This window comes from Chloroflexus sp. MS-G, assembly GCF_000735195.1.
In the GTDB taxonomy this organism is placed as follows: Bacteria; Chloroflexota; Chloroflexia; order Chloroflexales; family Chloroflexaceae; genus Chloroflexus.
Window position 1 is genome coordinate 5,001 of record NZ_JPIM01000029.1, and the last position, 13,714, is coordinate 18,714.

10 protein-coding genes (1 of these 10 running past the window's edge) are annotated in these 13,714 nt (G+C 56.6%); 1 reads left to right on the plus strand and 9 read right to left on the minus strand.

Annotation, left to right across the window (positions count from 1 at the left end; genetic code table 11):
• Positions 1-871, plus strand: the 3' end of a protein-coding gene (gene pepF / locus JE47_RS0107280) for an oligoendopeptidase F (RefSeq protein ID WP_031459122.1). 938 nt of this gene lie to the left of the window's left edge; 871 of the gene's 1,809 nt are visible here — the last part of the coding sequence; the start codon falls outside the window, past its left edge; it ends in the stop codon at positions 869-871.
• An 88-nt stretch (positions 872-959) separates the two neighbouring features.
• Here the strand turns inward: pepF and hemF are convergent, their stop codons facing one another.
• The 9 genes from hemF to JE47_RS0107325 form a co-directional block, all read right to left on the minus strand.
• Positions 960-1,877: an oxygen-dependent coproporphyrinogen oxidase gene (hemF, locus tag JE47_RS0107285; protein WP_031459123.1), complete on the minus strand. Its 918-nt coding sequence runs from the start codon at positions 1,875-1,877 to the stop codon at positions 960-962.
• 42 nt (positions 1,878-1,919) lie between these two features.
• Positions 1,920-3,239, minus strand: a complete 1,320-nt coding sequence (gene hemL, locus JE47_RS0107290) for a glutamate-1-semialdehyde 2,1-aminomutase (protein ID WP_031459124.1) — start codon at positions 3,237-3,239, stop codon at positions 1,920-1,922.
• The gene (gene hemE / locus JE47_RS0107295) at positions 3,236-4,306 is read right to left on the minus strand and encodes a uroporphyrinogen decarboxylase (protein WP_031459125.1); all 1,071 of its coding nucleotides are present in this window, start codon (positions 4,304-4,306) and stop codon (positions 3,236-3,238) included. The genes hemL and hemE overlap by 4 nt, the downstream gene beginning before the upstream one ends.
• A gap of 25 nt (positions 4,307-4,331) precedes the next feature.
• Entirely contained in the window at positions 4,332-5,390 is a 1,059-nt protein-coding gene (gene hemB, locus JE47_RS0107300) for a porphobilinogen synthase (protein ID WP_031459126.1), read from the minus strand.
• A gap of 4 nt (positions 5,391-5,394) precedes the next feature.
• On the minus strand, positions 5,395-6,147 hold the full coding sequence (locus tag JE47_RS0107305; protein ID WP_031459127.1) for a uroporphyrinogen-III synthase: 753 nt from the start codon (positions 6,145-6,147) through the stop codon (positions 5,395-5,397).
• The gene (hemC, locus tag JE47_RS0107310) at positions 6,144-7,118 is read right to left on the minus strand and encodes a hydroxymethylbilane synthase (protein ID WP_031459128.1); all 975 of its coding nucleotides are present in this window, start codon (positions 7,116-7,118) and stop codon (positions 6,144-6,146) included. Before hemC ends, JE47_RS0107305 begins: the two co-directional genes overlap by 4 nt.
• Positions 7,119-7,127: 9 nt before the next feature.
• Entirely contained in the window at positions 7,128-8,432 is a 1,305-nt protein-coding gene (gene hemA / locus JE47_RS0107315) for a glutamyl-tRNA reductase (protein ID WP_031459129.1), read from the minus strand.
• A 181-nt stretch (positions 8,433-8,613) separates the two neighbouring features.
• Positions 8,614-9,912 carry a BCD family MFS transporter gene (locus JE47_RS0107320; RefSeq protein ID WP_031459130.1) on the minus strand — a complete coding sequence of 433 codons (1,299 nt, stop codon included), beginning with the start codon at positions 9,910-9,912 and terminating at the stop codon, positions 8,614-8,616.
• Positions 9,909-13,646, minus strand: a complete 3,738-nt coding sequence (locus JE47_RS0107325; protein WP_031459131.1) for a magnesium chelatase subunit H — start codon at positions 13,644-13,646, stop codon at positions 9,909-9,911. Before JE47_RS0107325 ends, JE47_RS0107320 begins: the two co-directional genes overlap by 4 nt.
• Positions 13,647-13,714 lie beyond the last annotated feature (68 nt).

Below are 13,714 nucleotides of genomic sequence, written 5' to 3' on the forward strand. Positions count from 1 at the left end.
ACCGGATGTTGAGCTGACAATTCCGTATCAAGAGGCGTGCAATCTGATGCGGGCAGCGTTTCGTCCGTTAGGGGAAGAGTATGGGGCAGCGCTCGAGCAGATGTTCAGCCGACGCTGGATCGATGTCTATGAGAATGTGGGGAAGCGGAGCGGTGCATATAGCGGCGGATCGTATGGCACACCTCCCTACATTTTGCTGAACTACCAGGATCGTCTACGTGATGTCTTTACGCTGGCCCATGAGTTGGGTCACTCGCTTCATTCTTACTTCACGCGCAAGCACCAGCCATTCGTGTATGGCAACTACACGATCTTTGTCGCGGAAGTGGCTTCTACGCTCAATGAAGCACTGTTGACGCATTATATGTTACAGAACAATCCTGATGAGTCGCTGCGCCGACGCTTGCTTTCTCAACAGATTGAGGAGATTCGGGGGACAATCTTCCGCCAGACGATGTTTGCCGCGTTTGAATTGTGGATGCACGAGCGCGCCGAACGTGGGCAGCCATTAACGGCTGATGTGCTGAGCCAGCATTATCGTGACCTGGTTGCCCGCTACCACGGCCCCGAATTGCAGATTGATGACGAGCTGGCGTATGAGTGGATGCGGATTCCGCATTTCTACTATAACTTTTATGTCTACCAGTACGCAACCGGTATTTCGGCAGCCCTGGCGCTGAGTCGTCAGATTATCAGCGAGGGGCAACCGGCTATTGATCGGTATCTCCGCTTCTTGCGCAGTGGATCGTCGCGTTCTTCGATTGAGCTGCTACGCGAGGCAGGTGTGGATATGACATCACCAGCACCGATTCAGGCCGCGATGGATGCCTTCGCCGGGTTGGTTGATCAGCTTGAGCAGTTGGCAGCGTAGCACCACGCCGATGTCAGCAAAGGGCGGGTTGAGCACCCGCCCCGTCTGTTGCAATAACCCAATATGTGAACTGTCGATCTGTTGGTCATCACGATGACGTTTCTGACGCCCAATCGCGAGGTTTGAGAAATTCGGCCATTGCAGCTTCCGGTGAACCAGGTTCAGGTTGGTACTTGAATTGCCAGCGAGCCAGCGGTGGGAGAGACATCAAAATCGCCTCGATGTTCCCACCAGTTTGCAAACCAAAGAGTGTTCCCCGGTCGTAAATCAGATTGAATTCGACGTAGCGTCCACGGCGGTAGAGCTGCCACATCCGTTCACGCTCGCCGTAGGGCGTATTCATACGGCGACGCACGATAGGCAGATAAGCATCGAGGATGGTCGTGATTCCATCGCGCACGAAGGCGAAGGCCCGCTCGAAACCATCTTCGCTAGTGGGATGCAGATCGTCGAAAAAGATGCCGCCAATTCCACGCATTTCGTTGCGATGTTTGAGGAAGAAGTAATTGTCGCAGGCTGCCTTCATCTCGGCGTAACTGGCAATTGGATGGCGATCACAGTAGTCACGGAGCGTTACGTGAAAGTGATGCGCATCCTCGACAAAGCCATAATTGGGGGTCAAATCCATACCACCGCCAAACCACCAGTCCTCACCTGCTTCAAAGTAGCGAAAGTTGGCGTGGAAAGCGGGCACGTAGGGGTTGCGCGGGTGAAGCACCATCGAGATACCGGTCGCGAAGTACGGCTGACCGCGGGTTGAGGGGCGGTGTTGCCAGATACTGGGTGGCACTTCGGCACCGTATACTGCCGAGACGTTCACTCCGGCTCGCTCAAATACGGCGCCTTCGGTCATTACCCGTGCCGTGCCCCCGCCACCACCCGGTCGTTCCCAACTCTCGGCTACGAAATGGCCGTGATTATCAATCTCCTCAAAAGCGGCACAGAGCCGATGTTGCCCATCACGCATCAAATCGTGTACGATTGTACGGGTATCGGTGACCGTCATACTAAGTTCTCCTAGCTGCTGCTACAAGGTTCTGCTAAACAGCTACACCAGGGTCGCGAACGCGGCTTCCGCCGCATTGAGCGTCTCATCGATGTCGGCGGCAGTATGTGCTGTGCTGACAAAGCCGGCCTCAAACTGGGAAGGAGCCAGGTAGACGCCACGTTCGGCCATTGCCCAGAAGAACCGGGCATAGCGTTGCGGATCGGCGTAGGCCTTTGCTTCGGCGTAGTTGGTGATCTGGCTGTCGGCCTGACGCAGGAAATAACAGCCAAACATGGTACCCACATTTCCTACCTGTAATGGAATCCGGTAGCGTTCACCGAGCATCCGCAGACCGTTAGCGAGCTGTGTGGTAAGCGTCACCGCCTGCCAAAACGCCTTACCCTCATCAGCGAATGCCGTCCGCAGGGTTGCCAGACCAGCAGTCATTGCCAGCGGATTACCACTCAGCGTACCGGCCTGATACATCGGACCGGCGGGAGCAACCAGTTGCATCAGGTGACGTTTCCCGGCGTAAGCCCCTACCGGCAAGCCACCACCGATCACCTTCCCCAGGCAGGTCAGATCGGGATCAAGACCCCACAACGCCTGTGCACCACCCGGAGCTACCCGAAAACCGGTCATCACCTCATCGAGAATGAAGATTGCGCCATGCGACTTGGTCAATTCGCGCAGACCACTCAGAAAGCCAGGTTTGGGCAACACGAATCCCATATTGGCCGCAATCGGTTCAACAATAACCGCAGCAATCTCGGCGCCACGGCTGGCAAACAGTGCTGCTACCGCATCAAGATCGTTGTACTCGACAGTGATCGTCTCGGCGGCAACCGATGGTGGCACCCCCGGACTATCGGGGAGACCGAGGGTTGCAACACCACTACCGGCCTGCACCAACAGCATATCGGCGTGACCGTGGTAACAGCCGTTAAATTTCACAATCAGACGCCGACCGGTTGCTGCCCGCGCCAGACGCAGAGCACTCATTGTAGCCTCGGTGCCACTGTTGACAAACCGAATCTGCTCGATTGACGGCACCAGTTCAATCACTAAGCGGGCAAGTTCGGACTCTAACTCGGTTGGCGCGCCAAAGCTCGTTCCACGCTGAGCCTGTTCGGCGATGGCGTTCACTACCACCGGATGAGCATGGCCGAGCAGCAACGGCCCCCACGAGAGCACATAGTCGATATAGCGATTGCCATCAACGTCCCAAACGTGCGCGCCTTGACCCCGCTCAAAGAATATGGGTGTACCGCCAACCCCCCGGAAAGCACGTACTGGCGAATTGACACCACCTGGAATCACCTCTTGCGCAGCGGCAAAGTCGGCCTGCGAACGGCTATAACGTTCGGTAACAATGCTCATTGCATCACCTCTTGAAGAGCAGGCATCGTCGTAGAAACAGGAAATGATTGGACAAACTCGACCAGATAGCGAACGTGATCAACCGGCGTTTCGGTCAGAATGCCGTGACCGAGATTGAAAATGTGACCGGGACGACCACCGACTCGCTGTAAAATCTCACGGGCGCGGGCAGCAATGATAGATAGCGGTGCAAAGAGGGTCATCGGATCGAGATTGCCCTGAACAGCATGTTCATAACCGTATTGCGCCCAGGCTGTATCAATATCGATCCGCCAGTCTACACCAAGCACATCAGCGCCGATCTGACGCAATTCACCGGCCAGACCGGCCATATCGGTGCCGAAGTAAATGATCGGTGGTGCAGCGTCTCCTAACCGTTGGCGCACCGTTTGTATGACCGCCTTTGTATGCTGCAACACATAACTGCGGTAGTCAGCAGGTGCCAGCGCGCCGGCCCAGCTATCGAAGATTTGCACTGCGTCGGCCCCCGCCTCGACCTGTGCAATCAGGTATTCGGCAACCAACTGGCTGAGCCGCTGCATGAGGTCATGCCAGGCCGCCGGTTGTTCATACATGAAGCGTTTTGTCAGCCGGTACTCTCGCGATCCTCCGCCTTCGATGGCATAGCTGGCGAGCGTAAAGGGTGCCCCGCTAAAGCCGATCAGCGGCAAACCATTCAGTTCACGTTTGACCAACTGTAACGCCTTCAGAGTGTAGGCGACCGTCTCACGTGGATCGCAAGAACGTAATGCCGCAACCTCACGCGGATGGCGAATGGGGTTGTGAATAACCGGTCCCTCGCCTTTTTCGTAGGTGAGCTGCAACCCTAACCCTTCCAGGGGCGGCAGAATGTCAGCAAAAATAATTGCCGCATCTACCCCAAATGCTTGTATCGGTTGTAAAGTCACTTCAGCCGCTACTTCAGGCGTTTTAACCATCTGTAAAAAGCCATACCGCTCGCGAACAGCCCGGTATTCAGGCATATAGCGCCCAGCCTGGCGCATCAACCAGATCGGTGTACGATCGACCGGTTGACGACGGCAGGCCCGTAGAAAACGATCACGCATGACCTTCCTCGCAATGTATAGAACCTTATCCCAACCACTCAGCAGCTTCTCGCGCCCAATACGTGATAATCATATCGGCGCCAGCACGCCGAATCGCAGTCAGAGTCTCCAATGCAATTCGCTGCTCATCGAGCCAGCCCTGTAAGGCGGCAGCTTTCACCATACTGTATTCACCACTGACCTGATAGGCAGCCAGGGGCAACGTATAGCGGTCGCGTACCTGACGGATAATATCGAGGTAGGCAAGTGCCGGTTTAACCATCAGAATATCAGCACCTTCGGCGACATCAAGTTCGACTTCACGAAGTGCTTCACGAGCATTGGCCGGATCCATCTGATACTGGCTACGGTCACCAAATTGGGGTGGGCTTTCGGCGGCATCGCGGAAGGGGCCGTAGAAGCCACTCGCATATTTGGCGGCATAGCTCATAATCGCCGTATGTTGCAGACCAGCAGCATCAAGCGCAGCTCGAATAGCAGCTACCATCCCGTCAATCATTCCTGACGGCGCAATAATGTCGGCGCCAGCTCTGGCATGCACAACCGAAGCCTCGGCGAGTAACGCCAGTGTCGCATCATTAAGCAGATAACCCTGGCCGAGTTGCGGCTGATAGTCATTCCGATCAGGGGTATTGAGAACACCGCAGTGGCCGTGGTCAGTGTACTCACAGAAGCACATATCACTGATAACAACCATACCCGGCACTTCGGCCTTAATCGCCTGAATGGTTTGCGGGACAATACCTTCGGGATCATAATTTTCGCTACCACAAGCATCTTTACGGGCCGGAATGCCAAAGAGCAGTACCGCTCGAATCCCAAGTTCAGCCAGTTCCTTTGCCTCTCGCGCAGCCTGATCGGGCGACATCTGATACTGACCGGGCATTGAGCGAATAGCTACTCGTAAATTGTGACCATGACGCACAAACATCGGCGCGATCAATTGGGCCGGCGTCAGGCGCGTTTCACGCACAAGATCACGGAGCGCCGGGCTGACACGTAACCGGCGTGGCCGGTATACCGGCGTTGGAATGTTTGTTGTTGTGCCATTGGCAACTGATACATGACGAGAGAGAAGATCCACCTTTTTACTCCTTGGTTTCACAGTTCGGTATAAAGACCTGTTCCAAAGCAGCAATCAGCGCGTCGTCGTGTGGACGGTCGGCAATAGCTGCGACCGACATACCGAGTTCCGCGCAGACAGCAGCCGTGCTAGGACCGATACAGATCAATGGCGGTAGCCGGTCAGGCGGACACAGAGGCTGAAGTTGGCGCACTGCTGAACCGCTAGCGAGGACAATAGCATCAACCGCCTGGGCCTGTAACGCTGCCCGCAGTTCATCAACCCCCGAACCGGCAACCGTGCAGTACGCGGTAACCCGTTCGACATCGGCGCCTGCTGCACGCAGCGCCTCGGTGAGAGCTGGTGGCGCAATATCCGCACATGGTAACAGGACCCGTGTCCCAGACAGATTCCCCATCGCTGCCGGTAAGGCTGCTCCCAGTTCTAACTCAGGGACAACCGCCGGTTCACGCCCCCACACGCGCCGACAATCAGCCGCTGTTGCCTTTCCGACAGCAGCAATTGCGGTGACAGCGGGAATCACCGCTTCAGCCAACACCTGTACGGTCTGGCGGCTGGTCACAACCAGCCAATGGTATGCACCAGCAGCGAGACGGGCGATAGCCTGTTGCAGAGGATATTGATCGGCAGGTGGCGCATACGCGATCAACGGCGTTAATAACGGCAGTGCACCAAGTGACCGCAACCGTTCGGCTAGGGTATCACTGCGCCCAGACGGACGAGTAATGGCTATCCGGCGACCGACAAGGCCACTCATCGGCGAGCCTCCAGTTGATGACGAATAGTCGTCAGGATTGCCTCACCACCGCGGGCCAGCAACAACTCGGCAACCGCAACCCCCAGAGCTTCTGGCTGCGCTGGATCACCGGTTTGCTCGGCAAAGACAAGGGTCTTACCGTCGAGTGAACCGATCATACCACGCAGGTGCAGACCGGCATCAGTAACCACTGCATGCGCAGCAACCGGTATCTGGCAACCACCCTCTAACCGCCGTAACAGTGCCCGCTCGGCTAAAGCGGCTGAACGCGCAACCGGATCGTCGAGGGTCGCCACTAACGACTGGGTTGCGGCATCGTCAGCACGAATCTCGATAGCCAGAATGCCCTGGGCCACTGCCGGCAACATCACCTCCGGATCGAGAGGATACACAACCGCGTCGCCGATTTGCGCACCGGGGGTACCATCCCACAACCCCAGCCGACGCAACCCGGCAGCAGCCAGAATCAGTGCATCGTACTGACCGGAAGCCAACTTGCGCAAGCGGGTATCAACGTTCCCACGCACATCGCTAAGCTGCAAATCGGGTCGATGATAGCGTAGCTGGCTGGTGCGTCGCAAGCTCGACGTTCCGACCCGTGCCCCGGCCGGTAATGTTTTGAGATCGGTGCCGATGGTAGCATTCCTCACGACTAAGGCATCGCACGGATCGGCCCGGACCGGAAATGCAGCGAGCATCAACCCATCGGGCGTCACAGTCGGCATATCTTTCGCACTGTGGACACAAAGATCAACTTCACCGGCTAATAGGGCCTGCTCAAGCTCCTTCACAAACAGACCCTTATCGCCAACCGCCGATAATGCGACATCCAGCACGCGATCGCCGGTAGTTGAGATGATCCGCAGCTCAACCTCGAGATCGGGAACAGCGGTACGGAGCGCACGCGCAACCCATTCTGACTGGACACGGGCAAGAGCCGAACCGCGAGTACCAAGCAAGACACGCGCCATAAACGCCTCTCAATGTTCCAGATTAAAGAGTTCGGCCAGAATCGAAGCGTAACGTTTACCCTGACCATGCGCCGCCGCTTCACGTAGACAGCGGGTTGGCGGGTGCAACAGCTTATTGATAATACTCCGTGACATTCCTTCAATCACCGCCCGCTGTTCGGGGGAAAGATCGTGCAAGCGGCGTAGTGCACGGGTCAACTCCTCATTCCGCACCTCTTCCGCTCGCTGTCGGAGCATTGTCAGGACCGGTAGCGCCTCTTGGGTGCGCATCCAGGACATAAACTCTTGAACTTGCTCTTCAACAATCTGTTGGGCAATGTCCAGCACGGTACTTCGCAACTCAATCGTGTGACTCACCACTTCACGCAGGTCGTCAACGGTAAAGAGATAAACACCAGGAAGTTGCGCAACATCAGAAGCAATATCACGCGGCACGGCTAGATCGATCAGGAGCATCGTCGGTGGCTCACAATCGCCACAAGCGTGCGTCCGTTGTTTGTGAGCAATCGCTTCGGCCACATGGTGGCGATAAATAATCGGTACCGGTGCGGCTGTCGAACTGATCACAATATCAGCGCGGGCCAACGCCTGAGGGAGCGCACCAAAATCGAGCATTTCGGCGCCATAACGCTCAGCCAGGGCAGCAGCACGGGCCGACGTGCGGTTGACAATCGTCAACCGATCAGCACCGTTGGCAATCAGGTTCTGGGCGGCCAATTCACTGACCTCACCACCACCAATCAGCAGCACTTCACGACCGCGTAGATCACCGAGCCGACGACGGGCCAGCTCAACCCCGGCCTGGGAAACACTGGCTGCCCCTTTACCAATCGTCGTTTCATGACGGACACGCTTGCCGGCGACTAGGGCAATCTGGAACAAGCGGTGTAATATCGAACCAACACTTCCGATCCGTTGCGCAGCTTCGTAGGCGCTACGAACTTGCCCCTGAATCTGCGCCTCACCTAGCACGAGCGAACGCAGCCCGGACGCCGTTGCACATAAATGACGGGCCACCGCTTCGCCCTGATAGAAATAAAGCGTATGGGCAAAACTCTCTGCTGGACGCTGGTGAAAAGTAGACAGAAACTCCACAACGTGTTGGGTTGTCGTGCCTGGATTGGTCACTCCGTACAACTCAACTCGATTGCAAGTTGAGAGAATAACGGCCTCACTGAAGAGGGGTGGTGCGCCGGTTTCGGACACGGTTAGTCGCATCAAGGCTGACGGCAAATCGGTCTGACTGAACGCAAGCTGTTCACGAATCTCAACCGGCGCCGTGGTATGATCGAGACCGGCAAGGAACAGATTCATACGCCTGATCCTCTGCGTTGCAAAACATTCACGGTACGACGCTAAACAGAAATCCACCTTCTCCAACCGGACGCATGGCAACAGAAGGCCCGGCATCCTCGCCTCGGCGCACCATTGCGCTTTTGGAGGCCTTAGTATTATACCGCGGATTGTTTCATAATCTACACATTTCTATACTTTTCTAAGCATCGCCCATCGCAGCCACCAACTGCCCCAGATCACGACGCTGACTGCGGAAGGCGCTGACATCAATTGCCCGTAACATCACCAGCGCCGTACAGAGAATGATTGCCTCGATCAGAAAGACTGTTGCATACGCACCGGTTGGCCCAACGACCAGGGCTGCCAGATCGCGGATGATCCCGGCCAGTAAGTTTCCCAAACCGCGCGCAGCCGCATCAGCAACGCCCCATGCACCGATAAAAAGACCCACCTGCTGCGGCGTGGTCATATCGAGCATCAGCGCCAGATTCGTTGCCGTTGCAATACCGGTACCAAAGCCGAGTAAGGCAACTGCCGGTACAAAGAGCGGCTCGATGTGCAAGATTCCACTGAGTGCGATCAGGGTGAGACCGCTAGCTGCAATCGCCCCACCGAGCATTGCTCCACGTTTGTTTGTTAGCCAGCGACTAAAGAAGATACCATGGAGTAAGAGTGCAAGGAGCGTAGCTCCTCCCCAGGTTGCTGTCAGTTGCGTCGTTGAGCGCACATCCATACCAAAAGCCTGCGCACCATACGGTTCGAGCAGTACATCTTGACCGAGGATCGCAGCCAGCATGAACATCAAATAGACGAAAAATCGGCGGGCAAGCGGATCGCGGATGACGCTACGCACCGACTCAGTTGCACTGTAACGCTCCTCATGGCTTAGTGGTACCGCGTTGCGTGGCTCAAGTCCAATCAAACCGAGTGTAGCAATTGCCAAAGCAATTCCGGCACAAATGGCGAAAACCTCGATCAAACGCTCCGGCGAATAGGGTTCGAGCGCACGCCCGGTGCCAATCGCCGTACCGATTACTGCTGTAATCATCATAAACCACATGACGGCAATTGTGCGCGAACGGTATTGGGCAGGCGATATATCGCTTGCTAGGGAGAGGTAGGAGACAACCGCTGTGTTGAAGCCTACTCCCCAGAGTCCGAAGACCAGGAGGGCAAAGGCCAGACCCGGCCAAAAATTAGCGTCCATCGCAAAGGCTGCAAAGGGAGTCAGGGCTGCACCGACAACACACAGCAGAATGCCCAACGCGATGTAAGGAGTACGGCGATAGCCCCACAGCGGATGCCGATCCGAGAATTGACCGATGAAGACCTGAATCGGCGAAAAGAGATGCGGCAAAATGATCAGCGCCGCTACAATACTGGCCATAATCCCAAGCTCGTGGATCATGATCCGATTGAGAACCCCAGTAATCGGCACCAGACTAATCGCAACGGCGACATGCAGCATTCCGAGCCGAATCATCTTCAACCAGCTCATCTGACACTCCTCTCTTCACTAATCCCTTCGAGACGATCTTCGAGGTCCTGGTAGATTTCCTGCAAGCGGTTGAGCGTCGCTTCGTCAGCTGCCCAGAAACCACGACCGGCAGCTTCAAGCAATCGACGAACGACGCCAGCGGTTGCCGATGGGTTGAGCGCCGCCATCCGCTCGCGCATGGTGTCATCGAGGGCATAAGTGGCTGCGATCTCGTCGTACACCCAACCTTCAACCGCATTGGCGGTTGCACTCCAGCCATACGTATGCCCGACACGGGCTTCAATTTCACGTACCCCGGCAAAGCCGTGGGCAAGCATGGCTTCATGCCACTTTGGATTGAGCAGCTTGGCGCGGGTTTCGAGACGCAGCATCGTTTCAATCGAAGCCACTCTACTGGCGCCGGGTGTATTGATCGCATCGGCAACCAGCACTGGTGGCGCCTGACCACGCAATCGTTCAACACTCTTCGCGACACCTCCGAGATTCTCGTAGTAGTTGTCGATGTCGGTTAGACCGACCTCAAAGCTGTCAATGTTCTGGAAGGTCGCTTGCACGTGCCGCAACGCCCCCTCAAGCAAATGCCGTGCCTCACGCCATTGCCCGTCAGCCGTGCGGACAAAACTCTTGCGCGACAAGAAGGCGTCACTCAGTTGTTCATCATTCTCCCAGGTACCGCTTTCGACCAGGAAATTAACATTTGCGCCGTAGCTACCAGGAGCGTTGGTAAAGACACGAATCGCCGCTTCTTCGAGCGAGATGCGTTGTTCAGCGACTTGCGCCAGTACATGGGCGCGCACGAAGTTCCATTCCAGCGGCTCATCAGCAGTTGCCGCCAAATACGCCGCACGGTCGATCAAGCGCATCTGGTTGCCGAGCAGATCGCGGAAAATACCGCTGACGGTGACCACTACGTCAATCCGTGGACGACCGAGTTCGCTTAATGGCCGAAGTGTTACATCGGCAATGTTCCCCAGCTCATCAACAACCGGACGGGCGCCGATTAATGCCAGCACTTGCGCCACCCCTTCACAGTCGCTCTTGAGATTGTCAGTACCCCATAACACGATCGCGATACTCTCTGGCCAGCCGCCTTGCTCGCTACACAAACGAGTAAGTAGTTCAGTCGCCAGTGCTTCCCCACGCTGCATTGCTGCCGGCGTCGGCACCCGATAGGGGTCAAGCGCGAACAGGTTGCGTCCGGTTGGGAGAACAGCAGGATTACGCACGGCATCGTTACTCGGTGAAGGTGGAATGAACCCACCGCGCAAACCGTGCAACAAGTTTTGCAGCTCGTGATTGGTCAGCAGGCCGGTGCGCAGTTCGGCCAGTTTGGGCCAGAACGGCTTTAGCTGCGCTGCGGGGACGACCTGAGCCAGGCGCGCCGTAGCGGCTCGTGCTCCAGCTTCAACATCCGGTGCTTCGGCATAAGCCAGCATTGCCGAACGTCCCAGGGCTTCGATCTCGCGCATCTGACTCTGCGCCACCAGATCACTGCCCAGGCGCGCACAGAGATCTGCGTAATCGATCCCCATCCCACGTGCGATCAATGCTGGCAAGCCGCCATCAGGTTGTAAGTTCGCGTAGAGCCACAAGAAATCGGCCAGCTCCGCCGGTGTTGGCGGCTGACCGAGCACATGCAACCCAACCGGAATCATCCGCTGCTCAATCCGAAGCAGCTCATGGGCTAACCCCGCCACATCGGCGTAATCATCACCACTCGTCGCCATGGGAATACCGAGCTGCGCAGCCCGCTCACGCAGATCGGAGACCAACGCCGGGTCAGGACGACGTTCGTACTGATCAATCGCATCACGTAGCGCTCGCAACCCTTTGTACAACCCAGCTTGCTGAACCGGCGGCACCAGATAACTGACCAGCGTCGCCGCGCCGCGTCGTTTGGCAATCGCCGCCTCACTCGGATTATTCACGCTGTAGAGATAGAAGTTCGGTATTGGCCCGATCAGGCGCAACGGCCAACAACGAGCACTAAGCCCCACCTGCTTCCCCGGCATAAACTCCATCGCGCCGTGTGTCCCAAGATGAATAACTGCATCGGCACGGAATTTGTGGATCAACCAGGTGTAAAACGCAGCAAAAGCGTGGTTTGGGGCAGCATCTTTGGCGAGCAATAATCGCATCGGATCACGCTCGTAGCCAAAACTGGGCTGTACACCAACAAAAACATTCCCGAACTGACGGCCCAAGATACGGATGCCCCGACTATCACGTAACAATTCACCCGGCGCCGGTCCCCAATACGGTTCGATCTCGGTATAAGCAGGGAATAGACGGCGATACTCATCGGCACTCAACCAATCGGCAATGTTGGCATCAGCGCCCTGGGCTGGACCAGTATCTAACAGCAAATGGCGCAATTCATCAACAGTGCGTGGCACCTCAACCTGATAACCATCGGCAGCCAAAGCCTGTAACAGATGAAACAGACTGGCGAAGACATCGAGATACGCCGCCGTCCCAACCGTGCCCAAGGCTGGCGGGAAATTGTAAATCACTACTGCCAGCCGCTTCTGCGCATTCGGCAGATGACGTAGGGCAACCCGACGGGCAATTCGGTCGGCGATCTGCTCGATCTCAGCTTGTGCCGGTGCAAAGCGTTGTCCGTCAGCGGCGGGACCACCGAAAATCAGCGGTTCGGCCGCACCTTCCAGCTCAGGAATCGCCACACTCAACGCCTGCTGCACCGGAACCAGACCATTATCATCGGCACGCCAGTCATCTATCCGCTGAAACGCCAGCGGCACCAATCCCAGGTACGGACGATCAAACCTGATCAGCGCCTCAGCCGCCTGGCGGGGCTGGCTCTCGGCTGGGCCACCGACCAGGGCAAAACCGGTTGCGTTGACCAGCAGATCGACATCAGCCAGCTCTTTCTCTAGGAGCGGACGCATATCCAGACCGGCTGCATACGCGATACGCGCCTCGAGACCGCGCGCCTCAATGGCACGGGCCAGCGCATCGATATGAGGAGTATTCCCACTTAGCACCACGGTTCGTAGGGTGAGAATACCCACTTTACCGCGTGGCGCAAATCGATTCCCCCGCCAGCGTCGGTAATCGTTCAACGACGAAAAAAGGTCAGGGGTATCAGGATGATAAAGAGCAGTATCAGGGTAGGTGAGTGGATCGAGCTGAGGCAGTTTTGGACGTGGTGCAGGACCGTAACGACCGATTAAGACACAGAGCAGGCGATAAAGATTTTCGGGTGAAGCATTGAGCCAGTACTGATGGCTGGTAATATACGTATACAAATCGCGCGACGTACCGGGAATAACTTTCAACACCTTACTCAAGTTGCGTAAAATCGCCAGTTGGCGACGGGCCTCGCCAGCGCCACCTTGGGGGCGCAATTTCTGCACCCAACTGCGCAATGGACCCGGTTCATTTTCACTCTCACGCCGAAGTGAAAAACCACCAATGCGCGTACAACGGATCAGAGCCGGATTCGAGGTAATGATCAGCGTCGGCTTGTCATAGTGCGCCAATCGATCCGCGAGTGGCCGAACCAGTTCCTCGCTAAACAGGCGCGCTCCAAAGACTAGATCGGCCCGCGCCAGGTCTCGATCAAGCTGCGACCAGCCTGCACCATCACGTAGTGTCGCGGCATCGTAAACCGCCAGACTCAACGCCACCTTGTGCTCGCGCCGCAAACGATCGGCAGCCGCCAGAAGTGCCGGACGATGGTTTCCGTCGATGGTCAGAACCACAATATGCATGAGCAATTCCCTCATCTCGTACCAGGCGAAACCAGAATCACGGCCAACAGACACCCCAGGCGGCAGGA